The 23,136-nt window shown below is 75.4% G+C and carries 14 protein-coding genes; 9 read left to right on the forward strand and 5 right to left on the reverse strand.

Features of this window, described 5'->3' with window-relative positions; genetic code table 11:
- Positions 1–8: 8 nt before the first annotated feature.
- From BX285_RS27415 to BX285_RS27450, 8 genes are all read left to right on the forward strand, one after another.
- Complete coding sequence (locus BX285_RS27415) at positions 9–1,025, forward strand: ABC transporter substrate-binding protein (protein ID WP_121178549.1); 1,017 nt, start codon at positions 9–11, stop codon at positions 1,023–1,025.
- A gap of 99 nt (positions 1,026–1,124) precedes the next feature.
- On the forward strand, positions 1,125–1,907 hold the full coding sequence (locus tag BX285_RS27420) for an ABC transporter ATP-binding protein (RefSeq protein ID WP_097235449.1): 783 nt from the start codon (positions 1,125–1,127) through the stop codon (positions 1,905–1,907).
- Positions 1,908–2,196: 289 nt separating this feature from the next.
- Positions 2,197–3,054 carry a DUF4132 domain-containing protein gene (locus BX285_RS27425; protein ID WP_373560460.1) on the forward strand — a complete coding sequence of 286 codons (858 nt, stop codon included), beginning with the start codon at positions 2,197–2,199 and terminating at the stop codon, positions 3,052–3,054.
- Complete coding sequence (locus tag BX285_RS27430; RefSeq protein WP_121178550.1) at positions 3,051–8,198, forward strand: hypothetical protein; 5,148 nt, start codon at positions 3,051–3,053, stop codon at positions 8,196–8,198. The genes BX285_RS27425 and BX285_RS27430 overlap by 4 nt, the downstream gene beginning before the upstream one ends.
- Complete coding sequence (locus BX285_RS27435; RefSeq protein WP_097235446.1) at positions 8,195–9,373, forward strand: AAA family ATPase; 1,179 nt, start codon at positions 8,195–8,197, stop codon at positions 9,371–9,373. Before BX285_RS27430 ends, BX285_RS27435 begins: the two co-directional genes overlap by 4 nt.
- 4 nt (positions 9,374–9,377) lie before the next feature.
- Entirely contained in the window at positions 9,378–13,277 is a 3,900-nt protein-coding gene (locus tag BX285_RS27440; RefSeq protein WP_121178551.1) for a DUF5682 family protein, read from the forward strand.
- A 2-nt stretch (positions 13,278–13,279) separates the two neighbouring features.
- Entirely contained in the window at positions 13,280–15,292 is a 2,013-nt protein-coding gene (locus BX285_RS27445; protein WP_121178552.1) for a hypothetical protein, read from the forward strand.
- A 101-nt stretch (positions 15,293–15,393) separates the two neighbouring features.
- Complete coding sequence (locus BX285_RS27450) at positions 15,394–15,846, forward strand: MarR family winged helix-turn-helix transcriptional regulator (RefSeq protein ID WP_121178553.1); 453 nt, start codon at positions 15,394–15,396, stop codon at positions 15,844–15,846.
- 66 nt (positions 15,847–15,912) lie between these two features.
- On the opposite strand, the gene BX285_RS27455 is transcribed toward BX285_RS27450, so the two are convergent.
- The 5 genes from BX285_RS27455 to BX285_RS27480 form a co-directional block, all read right to left on the reverse strand.
- Positions 15,913–16,488, reverse strand: a complete 576-nt coding sequence (locus tag BX285_RS27455; RefSeq protein ID WP_259470811.1) for an ATP/GTP-binding protein — start codon at positions 16,486–16,488, stop codon at positions 15,913–15,915.
- A 126-nt stretch (positions 16,489–16,614) separates the two neighbouring features.
- Positions 16,615–16,998 (reverse strand): DUF742 domain-containing protein, encoded by a 384-nt coding sequence (locus BX285_RS27460; protein WP_097235442.1) that lies wholly within the window; start codon positions 16,996–16,998, stop codon positions 16,615–16,617.
- Positions 16,995–17,426, reverse strand: coding sequence for a roadblock/LC7 domain-containing protein (locus tag BX285_RS27465; protein WP_097235441.1), 432 nt, complete (start codon positions 17,424–17,426; stop codon positions 16,995–16,997). The genes BX285_RS27460 and BX285_RS27465 overlap by 4 nt, the downstream gene beginning before the upstream one ends.
- The gene (locus BX285_RS39330) at positions 17,426–19,585 is read right to left on the reverse strand and encodes a sensor histidine kinase KdpD (RefSeq protein ID WP_121178554.1); all 2,160 of its coding nucleotides are present in this window, start codon (positions 19,583–19,585) and stop codon (positions 17,426–17,428) included. The genes BX285_RS27465 and BX285_RS39330 overlap by 1 nt, the downstream gene beginning before the upstream one ends.
- A gap of 535 nt (positions 19,586–20,120) precedes the next feature.
- A complete protein-coding gene (locus BX285_RS27480) occupies positions 20,121–21,389 on the reverse strand; it encodes an acyl-CoA dehydrogenase family protein (RefSeq protein WP_398901271.1) in 1,269 nt (422 codons plus the stop codon).
- Positions 21,390–21,808: 419 nt separating this feature from the next.
- On the opposite strand from BX285_RS27480, the gene BX285_RS27485 reads away from it, so the two are divergent.
- Complete coding sequence (locus BX285_RS27485) at positions 21,809–22,885, forward strand: GAF domain-containing protein (RefSeq protein WP_121178555.1); 1,077 nt, start codon at positions 21,809–21,811, stop codon at positions 22,883–22,885.
- Positions 22,886–23,136 lie beyond the last annotated feature (251 nt).

Consider the following 23,136-nt stretch of genomic DNA (forward strand, 5'->3'; position numbering starts at 1 on the left):
AGGCACCCATGCCGTTCGCCCGTCGCCCGCTCAGCCCCGTTCGCCGCCGTGCGGCCCAGGTGCTGGCCGTCACCGGGGCGGCCGCGCTCCTGCTCGCCGGCTGCGGCTCCTCGGGCTCGTCCTCCTCGGGCTCCTCCTCGTCCGGCTCCGCCGCCCCGGCGGCGGACGCGGCGGGCGGCGGCAAGCGGACCGTCAAGGACGCCACCGGCAAGGCCGTCGAGGTCCCCGTCGAGCCCAAGCGGATCGTCACCCTCACCCAGGAGGACCTGGACGCGGTGCTCGCCCTCGGCGCCAAGCCGGTCGGAATCACCAACGGCCAGGGACTCAACGAGCCGCCCGCGTACCTCAAGGACAAGGTCCAGGGCGTGCCGGTGGTCGGCAACCTGCTGCAGCCCGTGATGGACAAGGTGATCGCCGCCAAGCCCGACCTCATCCTGGCCGGCGACATGCAGGACGAGCAGATGCTCAAGCAGCTGCGCGAGATCACCCCCGCCACCCTGGTCACCATGGCGCCCACCGACGACTGGAAGCTCGCCTTCCGCGGCATCGGAAACGCCGTCAACAAGCTCGACCGGGCCAATGAGGTCATCGGCGACTACGAGGCCAAGGCCGCCAAGGCCGGCGGCGAACTCGGCAGGAACAAGGGCGCCGCCGTCTCCATCGTCCGCTGGAACCCGACCGGGCCGAGCTGGATGGAGAAGAAGCAGTTCGCCTCCGGCGTGGCCCTCGACATGGGCCTCACCCGCCCGGCCGCGCAGGACAAGGACGGCAACGCGCACAGCCCGGCGCTCAGCCTGGAGAAGCTCGCCGAGATCGACGGCGACTGGCTGTTCCTGTCCACCCTCACGGACGACGGCAAGGCCGCCCTCAAGGACGTCCAGTCCAAGCCCGCCTACCAGGAGCTGAACGCGGTCAAGAACAACCGCACCGTCACGGTGGACGGTTCGGTCTGGTCGACCCGGGGCGGCCCGCTCGCGGCCGACGCCGTCATCGGCGACATCGGCAAGGCGCTCGGCGGCAGCTGAGCACGCGTCGGACCCGGACGTGTCGTCTTGGTCGTGTCTGGCGTCTCGGTCGTGTCTGTCGTGCCTGTCGTGTCCAGGGAGCTGGGAGTCCGAACTGCCATGGAGTTGACGATCGAGGGGCTCACCGCCGGCTACGGCCCCGGGCGCCCGGTGCTCGGCGGGGTGGACCTCACCGTCCCGGCCGGGCAGGTGGTGGCGGTGGTCGGACCGAACGGCTGCGGCAAGTCCACCCTGCTGCGGGCCGTCGCCCGGCTGCACCGGCCGGACGGCGGCCGGGTCCTGGTCGGCGGCGAGGACGTCTGGAGGCTGCGCCCGCGCCAGGCCGCGCACCGGATCGCCCTGCTCCCGCAGAGCCCGCAGGCACCGGAGGCGGTCACCGTCGCCGGGCTGGTCCGCTACGGCCGCCACCCGCACCAGGGCCTGTTCCGCCAGTGGTCGCCGGACGACGAACGGATCACCGCCGAGGCCCTGCGCGCCACCGGCGTCGCGGAACTGGCCGACCGCCGGCTCGACCGGCTCTCCGGCGGGCAGCGCCAGCGCTGTTGGCTCGCGATGGTGCTCGCCCAGGACACCCCGGTCGTCCTGCTCGACGAGCCGACCAGCGCGCTCGACCTCGGGCACGCGGTGGAGGTGCTGGAGCTCGTGCGCCAGGTCGCGGCGGGCGGGCGGACGGTGGTCATGGTCCTGCACGACCTCGCGGCGGCCGCCCGGTACGCGGACCTGCTGGTCGCCCTGCGCGACGGCGCGGTGGTCGCCTGCGGGCCGCCGCGCGAGGTGGTGGACGCGCCGCTGGTGCGGGCGCTGTACGACATCGACAGCCATGTGCTCACGGCGCCGGGTGACGGCGCACCGGTCATCGTGCCCCGGGCGCCGCTCGGCTGACACCCGCGGGCCCGCCTCGCGGCCGCTCCTCCCGCTGCCCCACCGGGCGGCGCTGCCCTCGTACGGGCGGCGCCGCCTATCCGGCTTCCCGCCGCCTTTCCGGCTTCCCGCCGTCGTGCCGCGTCGCCACCCCCACCTGCTCGATCACCCGTTCGAGCGGTTTCAAATCTCCGCGCCGCCATCCACCTCCACCCCGCCCGTCGCGTTGTCAGTGGGCCTCGCTACGTTCCTCGCATCGCTGGTCAGCACGGCGATCCGACAGGTGTTCCCAGGTGGGAGGAGTACGGCCGTGGCATGGGTGGAGACGGGCGCGGGAGGGTACCGCGTCGCGCTCGACGGGGAGGGCAAGGTGGTCTGCCGGAACGCGGCGGGCCGCGCGCTCAAGTCCCTGCCGTCGAAGCTCGGTGACGACCCGGTGGTCACCCAGCTCAAGCAGCTCGCCGAGTGGCTGGCCGCGCACGAACGGAGCTGCCGGGACGACGTCGAGCGCTGGATGGTGCGCTCGCTGCCGGTGCCCGCCGCGGTGCTCACCGCCGTCTGGCCGGACGAGGCCTGGCAGGCCGTGCTGCGCGATCTGGTGGTCACCGGTGCGGACGGCTCGGTCGCCGGCTTCCTGCGCGGCGCGGACGCCGAGCGCGGCCTCGGCCTGGTCGACCTCGACGGCGACACCGTCCGCCTCACCGACGGCGAGGTCCTGATACCCCATCCCGTCCTGCTCCAGGACCTCGACGAGCTGCGCGAGTTCGCCGTCGAGCTCGGCGTCTCCCAGCGCGTCCAGCAGCTCTACCGCGAGGTCTGGCACCGGCCGGAGGAGCTGCCGGGCGGCACCGAGGTCACCACGTACGCCGGCGGCCGCTACCGCGAGCTGCGCGAGCTGGTCGGGCGCTGCGCCCGGCTCGGCTGCCGGGTCCGCGGCGGCTCCGCCGTCCAGTCGATCACCGAGGGCGGGCGCACCGTCGAGGCCCGGGTCTGGGTCGGCGACTACTACGAGTACGACGAGTGCGAGACCGGCGCGCTCAGCTGGGCGGGCCCCGACGGCCGGGCCCTGCCGCTCACCGAGGTCGGACCGGTCGCCTGGTCCGAGGGCATGCGGATGGCCGCCGCCCTGTACGCCGGCCGCACGCTCGAAGGGGAGGACACCGCATGACCGCCACCGCCACCGCCACCACCGCCACGGCCGCCGGGCCCGCCGGGCCGTGCACCACCGGCCCGTGCACCGCTTCCGCCTCGCCCGAGGCCCTGCTCGACGCCGGCGCCGTGCTTCCGGCCGGCACCCTGCCCGAGGCCGGCCGGCCCGACAGCGCCGCCGACGTGCTCACCGCCCGCGGCTACACCCACCCCGCGCTCGACGGCCGCCGGATCGTCCGGCTGGTTCCCGGCGCGCTCGGCCGCGCCGAGGACCTCGCCGTCGAGTTCCTCGGTCTGACGCCCGACGGCGAGCCCGCCGAGGTCGGCCAGGTCCGCCAGGAGGCGCTGGGCTTCCCCGCCTGGGCCCTGGTCCACGACCCGGCCAACGGCCACCACGCGCTCGCCCTGGTCAAGGAGATGGAGCGGCTGGCCCGCCAGGCCGCCGCCAAGCCCGGCGCCGCCAAGGACGGCTTCGACGCGCTCGCCGCCCGGCTCGGCCGCGCCGTCCCGCACTTCCTGCCCACCTTCTGCGAGGAGGTCGGCCGGATCTTCCTCGGCCACGGCAACCAGACCTACGCCGCCTCGTGGTTCGGCAAGGCCCGCGAGGCCGAACGCACCCACGGCCTGACGGTGGACGAGGAGCGGCTGCGCGCCGTCTTCCTGGAGTTCGCCCTGGCCGGCGCGCTCACCGTCAAGTCCCTGCGCCAGTACGTCAAGGAGCTCGCCCAGCGGCTCGACCCGCTGACCGCCTGGCAGCGCTTCCGCCAGCTGTGCACCGAGCGCTCCGCGGCCGGCATGGCCCCGTACGCCGGGGTCGCCGAGGACGCCCGCGCGCTGATCCGGGCCGCCGGGCTGGACCGCGCCGAACAGGAACGGTCCCTGCTCGCCGAGCTGCTGGACGCCCCGGCGGTCAACCGGGCACCCGCCGCCTTCTGGAAGTCCTGGCACGGCCCGCTGATCGAGCTCGGCAAGGCCGACGCCGCGGTCAGGGCCCGCCTGCTGGAGCTGCTGCCCGACCCGGCCGCCTCCGGCTCCGGCTCCGCCACGCACGACACCGCCTGGCTGGAGGTCCTGGCCGCGACCGGCGCCGAGGCACTGCTCACCGGCCCCCGCCCCGAGGGCGCCGAGCCCGCCGCGGCCTGGCTCCAGCGCTGGTGCCACCACCTCGGCCGCGGCTGGCGCACCCGGCCCAGCTGCCCGGCCACCCTCGCCCTGGCCGCCCGGATGGTCGAGCGGCTGCGGGCCGACGCCGTCCCGGTGGACCTCTTCACCGGCATCCGCGCCAGCCACACCCGACTCGACCTGCTGAACCTCCTGCTGGCCGCGGGCGTCCCCGTGGCCGATCCGCCGACCGGCCTCGGCTTCGACCTGCGCGACTGGGTCCAGCAGGCCGGCCCCGACGCCGCCGCACTCGCGGCCGTCGCCGCCGACGCCCGCTACCGGCCGCTGCTGCGCCGCGCCGCCCCGCCCGCCTGGGAGACGGCCGTCACGGGCAGGGCAGTCGTCCTGCCGCTGCTGAACGAGCTGTTCGCGGAGTGGGCCGAGGACCGCGCCGACGAGCTGACCGCCGCCCGCGGCCTGGCCGGCGCCGCCGACCTGGCACGCTCGCTGAACCAGTACCGCACCGCGATCCGCACGGTCGCCCCGGCCGCCGCCGAGAAGATCGCCGCACTCGACGTCACCGGCCTGCTCGCCCGGGCCCTCGGCGCCGGCATCCTGGACGAACTCGGCTGGCCCGCCCTGGAGGCCGCGCTCGCCTCCCTCGCCGACCCACCCGCCGCCGACGCCCCGCCGGTCACCGCCCCCGGCCTGCGCACCCGAGGCCTCAGCGGCCTGCTCGTCGAGGACGCCTGGCCGAACCTGATCCTCGCCCGCCTCGACCGGGCCCTCGTGGTCGGCCCGGAGGGCATCCTGCTGGAGCACACCCTGCGGATGCCCCCGCCGAAGGAGAAGTGGAACCGGTTCCGGCTGCGCTTCGTCGACGGCGAACTGCTGGTGGTCTGGTGGGAGGACGGCAAGCAGCGGGCCTACTGGTCCGGCCGGCCGGAGGAGACCTTCGAGCCGGAAGGCAGCACCATCGCCGGCTACCACTACGGCGAGCGGTACCCGGAGGGCCCGTCAATCCCACTGCCCGGCGGTGGCCGCACCACCGGCGAGCGCCCGCTGCACCCCGGCGACACCCGGATGCCCCACGAGCACCCCGTCCTCGGCGACGGCACCGGCCACTGGACGCTGCGGCACGGCTCGGACGGCCCCGCCCTGCGCGAACTCGACCCGCTCACCGGCACCCTGGGCCGCACCGCCGAGCCGCCCCTGATCGCCGCCACCGCCTCCGCCGGCCGCCTCCTCGAAGGCAGCACCCGGCTGCTGCCACTGCAGCCCGGCCTGGAACACACCCCGCTCGGCACCGACGGCACCGTCCTCGGCAGCTGGGTCCGCACCGAGCCCGGCCGCGCCCTCACCACCTTCACCGCCGACGGGCAGCGCATCGTCCTGCCCATGCCCGGCTCCCGGCCGGACACCGTCCCGGTCGGCCGGCTCGGCCTGCCCGGCGGGGCGAGCCCGATCGTCAGCCGCTCCGGCGAGCAGCTCTTCTCCCTCAACCTGCCCGACCTCGCCGACCGTTCGGACCGCACTGCCGACCTGCGCGGCTGCACCCCGGGCGACCTCTCCGCCGCCGGCACCACCCTCGTCCCGCCGTACGAGCACTGGCACGCCCTGCGGCCCCGCGACGAGGCCGGCTCCCGGGTTTTGCGCGCCGTGACCACCGAGCAGGCCGCCCGGCTGATCGACCTCGCCTGGCCCACCGACACCCAGCCCGTCCCGGAGGCCGAGCAGCGCTGGCTGACCGTCCAGGGCGTGCGCCGCCCGCTCGCGCAGCGCGGCGAGGCCCGCAACACCCTGCCCGTCGAGGCGGTCGGCGCCGCCCTGCCCGGCATCGAACACCCACTGCTGCTCGCCGGCGTCGCCGGGATGGCCCGGGCCGCCGCCGACCTGCTCGACCGCATCGCCCGCTTCCTCCCGCAGCCGGAGGCCGAACGCCCCGGCCCGGCAGAGGCCGCCGAGTGGCGGCCCGCCCACGGCAGGGACGACGAACTGCGCGACGCCGTCGGCGCCGTCCTGCCCGAAGTCGGCGGCTTCGGCAACCACTGGGGCAGCTCCGACTGCTGCCGGGTGCTCAACAACCTGCGCACCGTCAGCGCCGTGCTCGCCTCCCCGCCTGCCGCCCCGCCCACCGCGAGCGCAGCAGGCTGGAGCACCCCGGCGAAGGTCACCCTGCGCGGCGGCGACGCCAACCACGGCTGGCTGCACCTGCTCGGCCGGGTCGACGCCCTCGCCCACGCCGTGGCCTCCCCGCTCACCCAGCCGGCCCACCGCTCCTCGCTGGTGCTGCTGCTCGGCGAGCTCACCAGGGGCCCGCTCGCCGACCGCGGGGCCACCCTGCGGGAGATCGTCCTCAGCGAGCCCGCCGACAACGTCACGACCGGCGGCACCGCCACGAGCAGCACCCGTCCGGCCGATCACCGCCAGGGCGAGGTGCTGCGCCACGGCGCCCGCACCGTCGTCATCCTCGGCCACCGGCGCCAGTTCTACGACGGCACGGTGCACTGGCTCGCCGTCGACCACGACCCGAGCGGCGAGTTCGGCCCCGTCGCACACTTCACCACCGTCGAGGAGCGCGGTACCGAGGAGCGGGTCTCCGCAGCCTGGGTCGCCAAGTTCTGGCGCGTCGCCGCCCTGCGCGGCAGCGTCCCGTGGGACCGGACCCGGGCCGCCGCCTTCTCCGCACTCACCGGCATCGGCACCACCCGCGCCACCCTGCTGCTCAGCCCGCCCTCCGGCCTGCTGCGCTGGGGCAACGCCGAGCTGCCCGAGGAGTACGGCTTCAAGCCCGCCGAGGTCAGGGCCGCCCAGGCGTGGCTGCGCGCACACGACCACGCCGGCATCGCCGAGGTCTGGGGCGCCCTGCTGACCGCCGACCCGAAAACGCTGTGGACCGAGGGCCCCGACCTCGCCGCCGGGGCCGAGGCCTGGATCCGGCGCTTCGGACGCCTCGTCACCCTCCCCGAGGAGGCCCAGGCCACCGTCCAGGGCGTCGCCATCACCACCATCGAAGCGGTGCTCAACCCCGCCCACACCCCGTGGCTGACCCGCACCACCACCTTCCGGCTCAGCAGCGAGGGCCTGCCCGCGCCCCGGCTCGTCCCCGAGGACCCGAGCGCGGTGCCCGGCTCCGGAGCACTGGACAAGACCCTCGACGCCCTGCGCTGGCTCGCCTACCACCTGCCCGCCGACAGCCCGCTGCGCCCGCTGCTGCCCCGGGCCGCCAGCGCGCTGCGCGAGCGCCTGGCCGACCCGGAGCTGCTGCTCGACGTCGACCTCCTGCGCACCACCAAGGGCGCCCCGCTCTCCGCCGTACTGCGCACCCACTTCGGTCTGCCCGCCGAGGGCGGAGCCGACCCGGACGGCCTGGTCCGCTGCGGCCCGGCACTCGTCCTCACTCCGGAGCACGAGCAGTACGAGCGGATCTGGCTGCGCCCGGCCGCCCTCACCGGCCCGGACGACCCGCTGCTCGAACTGCTCGACGGGCTCTCCGACAGCTACTGGTTCACCGTGGAACGCGGGGCCATCGCATCCGTCCTGCGCGGCGAACCGGAGCGGCTGGCCGCCCCCGCCGCGGTGGAGACGGCCGACGGCGAAGGACCGGCCTGGCTGCAGAACCCGCAGCTGTCCGCCCCCGGGCTGGTCGCCGAGGTCTCCCGCACCCACGGACTGGGCGAGGACGCCGCCGCCCTCTACCTCCAGCTGCTCGCCCTGCCCGACCCCACCGACCGCAACGCCGCCCGCTGGACGGGCTGGAAGCCCGCCCGGCTGAAGCGGGCCCGCGCCGAACTCGCCGCCACCGCCCTGGTGCTGGAGGCCAAGCGGTCCCGGGCCGGCCGCGGCCTCTTCCTGCCCGGCGGCTGGCAGGAGGCCAAGGCCCCCGCCCTCCCGGCCGAGCCCTGGAAGGCCGCCCTGTACGAACTGTCCACCCACCGCCCCGTGCTGGCGCCCCTGCCCGTCCCCGAGCTGTTCGCCCGGGCCTGGCAGCGCACCGTCGACGGCGACGCCCCCGGATACGAAGAGCTCCAGACCGGCAAGCGCAGGAAGGCCCGCCGATGACCGCCACCAAGACCACCACCGCAGGCACCACCGCCGCCGGCACCGTCCCCGTCCCCGTGGACCGGCAGACCGTCCCGCCCGAGGAGAAGTACGCCGCCGAACTGGAGTTCCTGGCCGCGCACGACAGCGGCCCCCGCCCGCCCGGCTGGCGCCTCACCCCGCGCGCCGTCGTCACCTTCGTGATGGGCAGCGACGGCGAGAAGCTCAAGGCCGGGCGCAAGAGCCTGGCCATCGAGCCCAAGTTCGTCGGCGAGCGGGCGCTGGTGGAGCGCTGCGTCGTCACCCTCGCCGGGGAGCGCGGCCTGCTGCTCGTCGGCGAGCCCGGCACCGCCAAGTCCATGCTCTCCGAACTGCTCGCCGCCGCCGTCTGCGGCACCAGCGCGCTCACCGTCCAGGGCACCGCCGGCACCACCGAGGAACAGCTCAAGTACGGGTGGAACTACGCCCTGCTGCTCGCCAAGGGGCCCAGCCGCGACGCCCTCGTCCCCTCCCCGGTGCTCACCGCGATGACCACCGGCGCGGTCGCCCGGGTCGAGGAGGTCACCCGCTGCCTGCCCGAGGTGCAGGACGCCCTGGTCTCCCTGCTCTCCGAACGGCGCATCGCCGTCCCCGAGTTGGCGGGCGGCCCGGACGGACAGCTGCACGCCGCCGCCGGCTTCACCCTGATCGCCACCGCCAACCTGAGGGACAAGGGCGTCAGCGAGATGTCCGCGGCCCTCAAGCGGCGGTTCAACTTCGAGACCGTCGGCCCGATCGGCAGCCTCGCCGCCGAGGTCGAGCTGGTCCGGCGCCAGTCCACCGTGTCCGTCGCCCGGGCCGGCGCCGCCTACGCGGTGGACGACGCCGTCCTGGAGGCCCTGGTCACCGCCTTCCGCGACCTGCGCACCGGCCGCTCCACCGAGGGCTGGGACGTCGAGCGCCCGTCCACCGTGATGAGCACCGCCGAGGCCGTCTCCGTCGCCACCGCGCTCGGCGTCACCGCCGCCTACCTGCCCGACGGCGGCGACCTGCTCGGCCGCCTCCCCGGCCAACTCCTCGGCGTGGTCCGCAAGGACGACCCGGCCGACGCCGCCCGGCTGCTCGGCTACTGGGACGGCCCGGTCCGCCGCCGCGCCGAACAGGGCGCCGCCACCTGGCGCACCCTGTGGGACCTCCGTTCGGCGCTGGAGGGCTGAGCCGATGAGCAGCGCGGTGACTCCCCTCCCGGACGACGCGGACCGGACGGTACGGGCCGAGGCCGAACGACTGGCCGCCTCCGGCACCGACCGCCCCGGGCCCTACCTGATCGGCGTGCGCCACCACGCGCCGTCCCTGAGCGCGGTCGTCCCCGCGCTGCTCGACGCCGCCCGGCCGGAGGCGGTGCTGGTCGAACTGCCGGCCGAGTTCCAGCCCTGGCTCGGCCTTCTCGCGGACGAGGCCACCGAAGCCCCGGTCGCCCTGGCCGCCGCCCCGGCCGGTCCCGAGGAGGCGGGCGGGGCCGACGGGAGGGGCGGGCCCGACGGGAGGGGCGGGCTCGCCTTCTACCCCTTCGCCGACTTCTCCCCGGAACTCGCCGCCCTGCGCTGGGCCCGGCGCAACGGCGTGGAGGCCATCGCCTGCGACCTCCCGCTCGCCCACCGCACCACCCGGGCCGGGGCGGCGGCCGACGCGGCCGACGCGGCCGACGCGGCCAAGGCCGCCAAGGCCGCCAAGGCGGCCAAGACGGCCAGGGCGTCCGGGACGCCCGGCGTCGCCGACGCGCTGCGCCACCGCCTCACCGGCCGCGACTCCGACGAGGACCTGTGGGACCGGCTGGTCGAGACCGCCGCCCCCGGCTCCACCCCCGAAGCCGTCCGGCGCGCCGCCCTGCTCGTCGGCTGGGCATTGCGCCACGACGCCGAGGACGGCCCCGGCGTCGACCCGTACGACCTGCGCCGGGAGGCCTGGATGCGCGCCCGCATCCGGGCCGCCTCGGCCGGCGGGCGCCGGATCGCCGCCGTGGTCGGCGCCTTCCACGCCCCCGCCCTGCTGGACGGCCCGCTCGCCACCGAGGAACCGCCGCACCCGGGCGACCCCGGCCACGTCCTCTCCCTGATCCCCTACACCTACCCGCTGCTCGACGCCCGCTCCGGCTACCCGGCGGGCATCCGCGACCCGGAGTGGCAGCACACCGTCCTCGACGCCGGCGGCGACCCCGATCGCCTCGCCCAGGCCCTCACCACCACCGCCGTCCGGATCTGCGCCGCCCTGCGCACCCAGGACCACCCCAGCGGTCCCGCAGACGCCCGTGAGATCGTCCGCCTGGCCGGCGACCTCGCCCGGCTGCGCGGTCACGCCGCCCCCGGCCGCGGCGAACTGATCGAGGCGGTGCAGACCGTCCTCGCCCAGGGCGAACCGCTCGGCCGCGGCCGGGCCGTCGCCCGCGCCCTCGAACAGGTCCTGATCGGCACCCGCACCGGCCGCCCCACTCCCGCCGCCCCGCGCAGCGGACTCGCCCCCGCCGTAGAAACCCTGCTCGCCGACCTCGGCCTGCCCGGCCCCACCGACCCAGGCCCCCGCGACCTGCGCCTCGACCCGCTGCGCAGCCCGCTCGACAGCCGCCGCGAGATCCTGCTCCACCGCCTCGCCGCCTGCGAGGTCCCCTACGCCGACCCCGTCGCCACCACCGGCGCCGGCGGCACCGAAACCCTCGGCACCCGCTGGCGCCTCGAATGGACCCCCGCCACCGCCGCCATGCTCACCGTCGCCGGCACCCGCGGCGTCACCCCCGCCCAGGCCGCCGAAGGCGCCCTGCGCGCCCGCCTCACCGACCACCCCACCCCGCGCGAAACCATCGACGGCCTCACCGCCGCCGCCTCCTGCGCCCTCCCGAACCTCACCGACACCCGCCTCACCCAACTCACCACCACCCTCCCCACCTCGGCCACCCTCCCCGAACTCCTCGAAGCCCTCGCCCTCCTGGACCGCCTCACCGCAGGCCACTTCCCCGGCTACACCCCGAAGGGGGAGGGCGAGAGCCCCGGCCGTGAACCGCTGTCAACCTGGTCCGGCGCCGGGGCAATCGCGGCACCCTCCGCAGCGGCCCCGCTCCCCGGTGGAGGCGGGCGCTCGGCCGCCTCGGCCGCGACAGCTGCACAGGGCGTTCCCGGCAGCCCCACACGTTCCCAGGCTGTCGGCCCGGTCGGCGCCGCGCCGTCCGCCGGCCCGGCCCCTGCCTGCCCGGCCGCCGCCGAGGCCGCAGGATCGTCGCCGACCACGGCGGCGGATCCCGCGAGTTCCGCCGCCCCGACCGGTCGGTTGGTCGCGGCCGGGGAGGTTCTGACGGTTGCTGCGGTGCGGCAGCTGGAGGGGCTGGGCGGGTCGGACGATCCGCAGGACGCGCGGGCGTTGGTGGAGTTGGTGCGGCGGGCGGATCGGCTGGGCGGGGTGCGGTTGGCGTACGTCCTGGCCGAACTCGCCGAGCGGGGAAGCCCGTTGGTGCGGGGTGCGGTCGGGGCGGTGCGGGTGCTGCTCGGGCAGGAGCCGGCCGGGGCGTTGGGCGGTCGGGCGGCCTCGTGGGTGGACGGCGCGACCGGTCCGGAGGCGCGGCATGCGCTCGGCCGGGCGCTGGTCGGGCTGCTGACGGCGGCGGAAGGGCTGTTCGACTCCGCGCCGGAGGCGCTGGAACCGGTGCTCGAGCGGGTCACCTCGCTGCCGGACGGCGCGTTCCTGGACCGGCTGCCCGCGCTGCGCGGCGGCTTCGACACGCTCAGCCCGGCCGCCCGCGACCGGTTGCTGGCACTGGTCGAGGAGCGCCTGGGCGCCCGGCTCACCGCGCTGCCCGAGGAGGTCGGCCCGGCCGTGATCGCCGGCTGGGTCCGGGCGGACCTCGCCGCCCGCGCGGCGCTGGTCCGTCGCGGCCTGCTGCCCCCGGTGCCCCCGGTGTCCCCGTCCGCCGAGCCGACCCCACCCGCCGAGCTGACCCCGGCTCCCGAGGTCGCAGGCCCGGCGGCAGGCCACGCCCTCGTGCCCGCCGAACGCTGGCGGCTGCTCCTCGGTCGCCCCGGCAGCTGCGGCCTGAGCGGCCGAGGCGCCCGACTCGCCACCGCCCTGGACGAGTTGTACGGCAGCGGCCACGGCGAGGGCTCCGGCCCGGGCCTGGGGAGCCGGGGCGGCCGCGAGGCGCCGTATCCGGGTGTGCGCGAATGGGCGGAGGAGCTGGAGTCGCTGTTCGGGCCGGGGCTCCGGGAGGAGGTGCTGGCCGCCGCCGTCGCGCAGGGCCGTGCCGACGTCCTGGAGGCGATCGACCCGTCCGCCGTCCGACCGTCCGTTGACCTGTTGCGCACCGTACTGGAGCACGCGGGCGGCCTGCCCGAGGCCCGGGTGGCCCGGCTGCGCCCGCTGGTGCGCCGCCTGGTGGAGGAGTTGACCCGCACCCTGTCGTCCAGGCTGCGCCCGGCGCTGACCGGGATCACCGTGCCCCGCCCGTCCCGCCGCCCGGGCGGCCGGCTGGATCTGGACCGGACGATCCGGGCCAACCTCGCGACCGCCCGTCCCTCGCCGGAGGGCGGCACCCTGATCGTGCCCGAGCGCCCGGTGTTCCGGACCAGGGCGCAGCAGGCCAACGACTGGCGGCTGATCCTGGTCGTGGACGTGTCCGGGTCGATGGAGGCCTCGACGATCTGGGCGGCGCTGACGGCCTCGATCCTGGCCGGGGTGCCCTCGCTGAGCACCCACTTCCTCGCGTTCTCCACCGAGGTCGTCGATCTGACGGAGCGGGTGGAGGATCCGCTGAGCCTGCTGCTGGAGGTCCGGATCGGCGGCGGTACCAGCATCGCGACCGGGCTGCGCTACGCCCGGGAGCTGGTGACGGTGCCCTCCCGCACGCTGGTCGTGGTGGTCAGCGACTTCGAGGAGGGCGGGCCGGTGGCCGGGTTGCTGGCCCAGACCCGGGCGCTGGTGGACTCCGGTGTGCACGTGCTGGGCTGCGCGGCGCTGGACGACACCGGGACGGCCCGCTATTCGAAGGCGGTCGCGAGCCGACTGGTCGCGGCCGGCATGCCCGTGGCGGCGTTGAGCCCGCTGGAACTGGCCCGCTGGGTGGGGGAGAAGGTGCGATGAGCATGACCGCGCGGACGAACGACTGGCCGGCTGTCCGGCCCGAGGTGGTGGCCGAGGTGGTGGCCGGGCTGAGCGCCCGGCTGCAGAAGCGGCTGGACGGTGCGGCGGCGAAGCTGGCGGAGCGTCCGGTGTCGCGCGACGGTGACCAGTGGCGGGTGGAGGTGGACGAGGAGACGGTGCTCGTCCTGCGCGCCCCGGGTGGGACGGTCGCCGACCCGGTGGACGTCCGTTGCGGGTGTCTGCTCGCCCCGGCCTGCGTGCACCGGGCCGCGGCCGTCACCCTCTGCCCGCTCGCCGAGGCGGCGGATCCGCCGGAGGCTCCCGAACCTCCCGCAGCCTCCGAATCCGGCGCAGCCCCGGGAGCTCCCGAAACCTCGGAAGCGTCGGCGCCCGCCCCCGCCACGCCCGCCCCCGCCACGCCCGCCGCTGCCGGGCTCACCGCCGCCGAGCTCGCCGCAGCCCGGCACCTGCACCGGGCTGCGGCCACCGTGCTGGCCGCCGGGGTGGCCGGCGCGGGCGCCGTCGTCCAGGCCGAACTCCTGCGTGCCGCCCACCGGGCGCGGCTCGCGGGTCTGCACCGGCCGGCCGCGGCGGCCGTCGCCGTGGTGGCGCGGGTACGGGCAGGGCGGTCCGGTGCCCCCGACCACCGCTTGGCGGACCTGGTGGCCGGTCTGCGCGAACTGCTCGGCCTCACCACCGCACTCACCGCCGCCGGAACCGCCACCGCCGCCGGCACCGCCACCGTCACCGGCACCGCTGCCGTCACCGGCACCGAAACAACCACCACCACCGGCCCGGTCGCGGAGCTGCGCGGCACCGCGCGCCAGACCTACCGGGAGGAGGGCGGCCTGCGGCTCTACGGGTTGTTCGCCGAGCCGGTGCTGACGGCCACCCACGCGGGCGCGGTCAGCTGGGCGGTGGATGCCGACGGGCGGCTCAGCACCATCGCCGAGGTGCTGCCGCACGAGGACGCGGCGGCGGCCGCGCCGCAGGCGGTCGGCGCGGGCAACCGGACGGTCCGGCTGGGCGACACCGCGCTCAGCCACCGCGAGTTCAGCCGCGCCGGGCTGGCCGTCCAGGGCGCGACCAGGTCCGCCGCCGGCCGGCTGGGCGCCGGTGCGGCCGTCCGGGCGGTCCGTGCGTCGGGTACGGCGTGGGCGGCGGAGCCGGCGGCCCGGCTCTGGTCCGTACCGGCGTCCGTCCAGGTGGCGCGGGCGCTCGCGGCGCAGGACGTGCCGTACGAGAGCCGGCCGGCGGGCAGCGACCTGCTGTTCCTGGACGTCACGCTGCTGGGTCCGGCGCCGAGCGGCCCGGGCGGGGTGCCGCAGTTGCTGGCGCGGTGCCGGGACGGCGGCCCGGTGCTCGCCCTGCGCGCGGCGCACGAACACCCCGGGCTGCCGTTCCGGGCGAACCTCGCGCTGCTCGCCACCGCGCCCGGCCTGAAGCTGCGGGTGATCGGCCGGCTGGAGCGGGTGGACCGTCCGGAGCTGCGACTGCTCGCCCTCGGCACACCCCCGGACGCCTCCGAGCCGCTTGCCCTCCCGGCCGACCGGGCGGGCCGGGTCAACCTCGGTCTCGAACGCCTCCAGACCGCCGACCTCCCGGTCCCCGACACAGCCCCTGACACAGCCCCCGCCCCGGCGCCAGCCCCCGACTCCGCCACGGACACGGCCCCGGTCCCCGGCAGTGCGGAGCTCCCCGCGCCGTACGGCCCGCCCGTGCACGTGCTGGGCCGCCGGGTGGAGCAGACGGTCACCACCGGCCGGCACGCCCTCGCCCCGGGCGGGGCCACGGCGGCGGCCGACCGCGGCCTGCTGCGCGCCGCGGGGCTGGCCACCGCCGCCGAACTGCTGGACGGCTTGCGGGCTGCCGCGGCGGACCAGCGGCGTGACGTGTTCGGCCGCATCGTCGCGGATGACCACGAGGCCTTCGCCACCGCCTGGTTGGCGGCCGCCTGGTACACCGAGGAGCTGGCCACGGCGTTGTGCGCGGCGGCCTGGGCCGGGGAGGGGTGAGCCACGGGTCCGAAGTAGTTGCAGCGTCCGGTAATCCGCGCGGCTGGCATACTTGGGGCGGAGATCCCGATCATGCAGTGCAGCGGAAGGGAAGGCGCGCCATGGGAATTCGCGACGACGCGGCCGAGGTCCGGGCCCGCGGCTGGCGCACGCTCGCCGCGCTGCACGGGATGATCGACACCGCGCTGGAGAAGGCGCTCCAGGCCGATCACAAGCTCTCGGTGGTCGAGTACACGGTGCTGGACGCGCTCTCGCGCCAGGACGGCTGGCACATGCGGATGCAGCAGCTGGCCCGTGCGGCGGCGCTGAGCAGCAGCGCGACCACCCGGCTGGTGAGCCGTCTGGAGGACCGGGGCCTGCTCTGCCGCTACCTCTGCGCGGACGACCGGCGCGGCATCTACACCGAGTTGACCGAGGAGGGCCGTGCTCTGCTGGCGGCCGTCCGCCCGGTGCACGACGCCACCCTGGAGTCGATCCTGGCGCAGGCCACCGAGGTCCCCGAACTGGCCCCGCTGGTCGGCTCGCTCGCGGTGCTCGACCCGGCCCAGGCCTGAGCCCGGAGCATCGAGCCCTGGGCGAACGGCCCGAGCCCGAAGCATCGGGACCTCAGCGCCGCTCCCTCAGCGCCGGCCGGCGCTGAGGGCGTCCCGGTGCACCCGGTCGAGCAGGGCGAGCAGCAACTCCTTGCTGGAGGCCCGGTCGCGGACGTCGCAGAGCACGACCGGGACCTCAGGGCCGAGGTCGAGGGCGTGCCGGACCTCCTCCGGGGTGGCCTCGCGGCGACCGTGGAAGCAGTTGACGCCGATGGCGAACGGGATGCCGCGCTGCTCGAAGAAGTCCACGGCGGCGAAGCTGGATTCCAGCCGTCGGGTGTCGGCGAGGACGATCGCCCCGAGGGCGCCGAGCGCGAGGTCGTCCCACATGAACCAGAACCGGAACTGCCCCGGCGTGCCGAAGAGGTAAAGCACCAGGTCCTCGCGGACGGTGATCCGCCCGAAGTCCATGGCGACCGTGGTGGTGGACTTGTCCTGGACGCCGTCGAGGCTGTCCACCCCGATGCTGGCGCGGGTCATCCGCTCCTCGGTCTGCAGCGGTTCGATCTCGCTGACCGAGCCGACCATGGTGGTCTTCCCGACGCCGAAGCCGCCGGCGACGAGGATCTTGACCGCGCCGGGCACCAGGCTCTGGGTCGTCAATTCGGGTCTCCTGGAAGGGGATCGGGGAGAGCGGGGAGAGCAGGGAGAGCGGGGGAGAACAAGGGCGAGCGGGGGAGAACAAGGGCGAGCGGGGAGAACGCGGGTTACGGACGCGCGGCCCGCCGGTCAGAGCCGTCGGACGCCCTCGATCACGGCCTGGATCAGCGAGATGTCCGGCGCCTCGGCGAGCTGGACGGGGGCGCGGGTGAGGATCAGCCGGGCCTCGGCCAGGTCGTCCAGCAGCACCTTGACCACGCTGACCGGCAGGTCGAGCGTGGCCGCGATCTCGGCCACGGCCAGCGGGCGTTCGCGGCACAGGTCGATGATCGCGGCCGGTTCGGGCGTGAGCCGGGTGGTGTCGGTGCGCGGGTCGGCGGTGACCACCAGGGTGATCAGCGCGAACCCGTCACGGACCGGGCCGGTGCGCCCGTTGGTGATCGCGTAGGGGCGGACCAGGTGGCCGGCGTCCTTGTCGTAGAACCAGCCCTCGTCGGCGTCGGCGGTGGTCACGCACCGCCACCCGCGCCGGCCTGGCCGGCGTCGCTGCGCGGCGCCGCGGTGAGGTACTGGCCGACCTGCTTGACCAGCATGTTGATCTCGTAGGCCATCAGGCCGGCGTCCACCTGCTCGCTGGTGAGGACGGCGAGCCGGGCGCCCTGTCCGGCGGTGGTGACGAAGAGGAACAGCTGGTCCATCTCGACCACGGTCTGCCGGACCCGTCCCCCGTTGAAGCGGTGCCCGACGCCCCGGGCCAGGCTCTGCAGGCCGGAGGCGACGGCGGACAGGTGCTCGGCGTCGGCGCGGTCGAGGCCCTGGTCCATGCCGACCAGCAGGCCGTCCTCGGACAGGACGATGGCGTGCTGGGTCTCGGGTACCCGCGCCACGAGCTGGTCCAGCAGCCAGTTGAGGTCGCGCTGGGCTTCGGTGTGCTGCGTCATCACTGCTGTTCCTTGGCTTCCTGAGCGGCGGAAGGTGCGGCCGGGGTGTTCGGGGCGGCGGGCGAGGCGGTACTGCCCGGTTCGGTGCCGGCCGCGCGGGCGGTCCGGGTGCCGCGCTGGATGGCGGCCATGGTGGCGCGGGAGCGCTGCGGCGAGGGGTCGTCGGCGTCGCTGTCGGTGTCGGCGCCGCCGTAGCGGGGCGCGGCGGGGGCGGCCGGTCCGGCAGGTGCGGTCGGCGTCGCGGCGGGGTGGCCGACGGACGGCAGCAGCATGGCGCCGGGCGCGTGGGCCTCGCGGAGTTGTTCGGCGAGGCTGGCGTTGCGGACCCGCTGCGGCAGGATCCGCGGGGTGCGCAGTTCGCCGTCCGGGCCGTGCGCCACGCGGTCCTCCTGCGGGCGTTCGTGGGTGGGCGCGGAGCGGTCGGCGGGGACTCCGTCGAAGGGCACCGCGGCCGGCTCGGCCGCCGGACCGCTGACGGGACCGCTGGCCGGACCACTGCACGCAGCGCCGAGCGGGCTGCCCTCCGGCAGGCCGCCGTCCACCGGACCGTCCGGTGACGCGTCGCCCGGGAGGTCGTACGGGCGCGGCAGGCTGGGCCGGGGGACGACCACGGCACCGGGCAGTCCGGGGATCTGGGCGCCGACCGGCAGGCCGCCGTTGACGGGCGTGACCGCCCCGCCCTCCGGCAGGCCGCCGTCCACCGGAGCACCGTCCACCGGAGCGCCACCGCTCAGACCACCGCCGACCGGAGCGCCACCGTCCTCCAGCAGCCCGCCGTCCGGCAGCAGCCCCTCCGCGGCAGCGCCCTCACCCGGCGGCGTCTGCGGAGCGGCAGACCCGGCCGGGCCGGTGCCCAGCAGCCCGCCGAGCACCCCGGACAGCGCCCCCGACAGGGCCCCGTCCACGTCCCCGATCACGTCCCCGAGGCCCCCGACCTCCGGCGCCCCGCCGCCCCCCGGCGTCCGGGCCCCGGGCGCCGGGGTCCGGGTGACCCGGGCGCCGGACGGCAGTCCGGGCACCGCGGCCGGCTGTTCGGGCTGCTCCAGCAGCACCGAGGGCACCAGCACCACGGCCCGGGTGCCGCCGTACGGCGAGGGCCGCAGGGTGACCTGGATGTCGTGCCGGGCGGCCAGTCGCGCGACGACGAACAGGCCGAGCCGCAGGTCGTCGCCGAGCGCGGAGACGTCCAGCTCGGGCGGGTTGGCCAGGTACTCGTTGAGCCGCTCGTACTCCTCCCCGGTCATGCCGAGGCCGCGGTCCTCGACCTCGACCGCCAGGCCCTTGGGCACCTCCTGCGCGGAGACCTGCACCTGGGTGTACGGCGGGGAGAAGGTGGTGCCGTTCTCGATCAGTTCGGCGATCAGGTGGATCACGTCGGCGACGGCCTGCCCGCTGAGCGAGGCCCGGGGCACGCCCTGGACGACGACTCGGGCGTAGTTCTCGGTCTCGGAGACGGCGCTGCGCAGCACGTTGACCATGGGTACGGCGTTGCGCCAGCGGCGGGCGGGCAGCGCGCCGCCGAGGATGACCAGGTTCTCGGCGTTGCGCCGCATCCGGGTGGCCAGGTGGTCGACCGCGAACAGCTCGCGCAGCAGCTCGGGTTCCTCGTGCTCGCGCTCCAGCGCGTCCAGCATGCTGATCTGTCGGTGGATCAGGATCTGGGTGCGGCGGGCGATGTTGAGGAAGACCTTCTTCGTCCCCTCGCGGCCCTGGGCCTGGTGGACGATGGCGGCGACGGCGGCCTGGCGGACGGCGGCGAGGCCGTCGGCGGTCTGCTGGACCTCGTCGCCGACTCGGCGGGAGGGCGCCCAGGCGGGCGGGGTGGGCACCGGTTCTCCGGCGCGCAGCCGCCCGACGACGTCGGGGATCTCCTGCTGGGCGAGCGAGAGGATGTCGGCGCGCAGTCCGGACAGCCGGCCGGAGAGCGCCCGGGCGGCGCGGATGCCGCGGATCAGGCTGACCAGCAGGACGACGGCGACGACCACGGTGCCGGCCGCCAGCGCGGTGCGCTGTCCGGCGTCGCGCAGCAGGTAGGCGGCGTAGCCCCAGGCGGCGGCGAGGCCCAGGCTGGGGACCAGGACGAGGGCGAGCAGCGAGCTGCGGAGGGAGCCGGACCGGCCGGCGCGGTGGCCCGTGCGGGGGGCCGATATGCCTGGCATCTGATTCCTTGGTGCAGGGCCGAGTTGCAGGCCGGGTCACGGGTCCGAACGGCGGGTCGGCCCGTGTGGCCCGGGCGGGTTTCGGGGTGCCGAGGCCGGGTTCGCCGGACATGGTGACGCGGTGTCACCGCCCGGGCGAGTACAGCCATGGCCGCCGACGGCAGGAAACCTATCAGTCCCAGGTGCCCTTATCGCAACATCAACTGACGATATGTAAAAGGCTGATGACCGCGGGTGGCTCGCCCGGCCGGGGCGTTCGTGGACACATCGCAGCAGCTCAGAACCTCCGCCACCAAGGGCGGACGGCCCTCCGGGAGGCGGGGCGCGCCTCCCGGAGAGCCGTCAGGAACAGGTCAAAAACGGTCGCCCGATCATCTGCTGAAGATTCGCCGGATCGACCAGCGGGTCGGATCAGCAGGACCAGCAGGACCAGCAGGACCAGCAGGACCAGCAGGGCCAGCAGCCCCAGCAGCCCCAGCGGGACCGGCGGGACCAGCGGGAACGCAGGACCAGCGGGGCCGGCAGATCCGCCCGCTCAACTCGCCAGCGGTATCCGGACCACCCGCGCGCCCGCGTCCTCCCGGCCCCGGGCCTCCCGCTGGTTGAGCTCGGTCCACGCCCAGCTCGCCAGGTCGGACAGTTCGGCCGACCACTGCTTGCCGTAGGTCCCCGAGGCGACTTGGCCGAGCCGCAGCCGCTGCACGTCCGAGGTGCCGGCCGGGGCGTAGAGATGGGTGGCGTCGCGCAGGTAGCGGATGATGTTGAACTCCTCCTGCGTGCCGCGGGCGGCCAGGATCTCCATCGCGGTGCGCGCCGAGTCCATCGCGTACTCGGTGTTGACGAGCTTGGCGTTCATCAGCTCGGCGTCGCAGGGCTTGCCGTTGTCGAGCAGGTGCGACGCGTGGTACGCGGCGAGCTTGGCGATCATCAGCTTGGACTGCATCTCGCCCAGCTTCAGTGCCACGCTGTTGAGTTGGTTGAGCGGCTCGCCGTACAGCACCCGCTCCTCGGCGTACCGCACGACGTCCTCGACGATCGCGACGTGGATGCCGAGCGCGACGGCGCCCAGGTTGAGCCGGCCGTACAGGGTGGAGGAGGAGTAGGCGACGTCGAGCCCCTGCCCTTCCTCGGCCAGCCGGTTGCGGGCCGGGATGCGGCAGTCCTCGAAGACCAACTCGCCGAAACTGAAGCCGTGCAGGCCGCCCTGGTTGCCGAGTTCGCCGGTCCGGAAGCCGGGGCGGTCGCTCTCCACCAGGAAGGCGGACAGGCCCCGGCTGCCCTTGCCGGTGCGGAGGACCACGCCGTGGACGTCGCCGATGTGGGAGTTTCCGACGAACCACTTGCGTCCGTTCAGCACGTACTCGTCGCCCTCGCGGCGGGCGGTGCCGGTCATGCCGAGCACGTGGCCGCCCGACTCGGGCTCGGTGACGGCGATGGTCGGCAGGGACTCGCCGGAGGCGAACTTCGGCAGCCACTTGCGGCGTTGGGCGTCCGAGCCGAAGTGGATGACCTTGGCGACGCCGAGCTGCGAGGCCTGGGCCACGGCGCCCATCGCGCCGCTGACCCGGGCCAGTTCCTCCACGATGATGGTCTTGCCGAGATGACCCAGCCCCAGGCCGCCGAACTCCTTGGGGATGGTCACGCCGATCCATCCCCGCCGGGCGATCTCCCGCGAGAGTTCGAACTCGACCTTCCGGTCGGCCTCCATGCGGGCCACCTGAGGACGCACTTCCTTCTCCGCGAACTCACGGACCTCCGCCCGGAGGCTCTCGTGCCGCTCGTCGGTGAAGTAGTCCATCGCCATTGCTGGGGTCCTCTCGTTGCCGTGGTGTCGTGCCTCCGTTCGTGCCGTCGATGCCGCTCCGGCCGCCCTCCGAGGGGACTGGGTGGATTGTGGGGGTCGGCGGCCGATCGCTCCCGTGCAACCGGTGCATGCGGACTCTGGAACGGCCCCTCCCGGGGAGGGCAATACCGTCCGTGTCTTCGGCAGGGCTCATTGTCATATGGGGACACCCGTTCCATGTCGGTTGATCTTGGATTGGCGGGATTCGGAGCCCCCGTTCCGCCCACGGGTTTCACCCGCAGGCCGGGTGGGAAACGATCTTCGCCCACATCGCGACCCCGTGAGCGGCCGTTCACATGCTGCTTTGACTGTTCATCAGCAGGTTCAGTGGCCGGTACCGGTAGCACCGAACAGCCCGGATGTCTGATTACATGTGCGCCATGACTGATGTGATGAGCACTCAAGGCCAGTTCCCGGGTGCCGCCGGGGAGTCCGAGCGGACTCGCAGGCTGCGCAGCCTGGGTCTCAACGAACCGTCCGCGGACGAGGCCTTCGACCGCTTCGCGCACCTGGCAGCCAGCATCACCCGCGCTCCCATCGCGATGGTCAACTTCATCAACGACGAGCGCCAGATGTTCCGGGGGCTCTACATTCCGCCAAACTCGAACGAAGCTGCGGCCGAAGAAGGCGCCTCCTGGGCGGACCGGGGCATCGCCTTCGACCTCCCCTCCCGGCAGATGCCGCTCAGCCACGGCTTCTGCCCGCACGTCGTCGCCCAGCGCTCGCCCCTCGCCCTGGACGACATCCTCGCCTACCCCCGCTTCGCCGGTAACCCGGTCGTGGACGAACTCGGAGTCCGGGCCTACCTCGGCGCCCCCCTCGTCGACGACACCAACACCGTCATCGGCACCGTCTGCGTCCTCGACCGGGAACCCCGGCAGTGGGGACGCGAGCGGCTGCGCGACATCCAGCACCTCGCCGAGGCGCTGCTCTCCGAGATCCGGCTGCGCGACAACCTGCTCGCCCAGCAGCAGGAGATGTTCGCCGCCTTCGACGGCTCCCCGTTCCCCATCATGCTGACCGACGGCCCCGGCCAGGAGATCCGCTACGCCAACGCCCAGCACGCCGAGACCTTCGGCGCCCCGGTCGCGTACGGCACGATCGGCACCGCCTACCCGCAGCTCGGCGCGGCCGGCCTCCAGCAGGCCGTCTCCGAGGCGTACCACACCGGCCGCGCCACCGTCCTCAACGACGTCCGGGTGCAGAGCGCCCGCCCCGAGGCCCAGCGCATCCAGCAGATCTTCAGCTTCACCTGCACCCCGCTGCGGACCGCGCGCACCGGCCAGGTCAACGGTGTCCTCACCGTCGGCATGGACGTCACCGCCCAGTCCCGCACGGAGGAGGAGCTCGGCACGCTGGCCGCCCTGCTGGTGGACCGGCTGCAGCAGAACGGCACCGCGACCGCGGCCGGCCGCCCGGGCGCCGCCGGCGGGTCCGGACTCGTCCTGCCGAGCTGAACCGCCGACCCGCCGCCCGCGCGCGGCACCGCGGCCACGGCCGCCGGCACCACCACTCCTACCGTCCGCCACCGTGGCGGGGCGCCTCTCACCCCCGAGGAGAGGCTCCCCGCCACGCTGCCGTCCGGGGCCCGGTGGCCCGGGGCCGCATTCCGACGGCGGCCCGACAGCACGGGCGGGCGTCCCGGGCGGCCGCTGCGGCCCTACGGCGCAGCGCAGTTCGGCCAGGCCGAGCGGGTGAACCGTCCGCC

It is taken from the genome of Streptomyces sp. 1114.5 (assembly GCF_003635085.1).
Lineage (GTDB): Bacteria > Actinomycetota > Actinomycetes > Streptomycetales > Streptomycetaceae > Kitasatospora.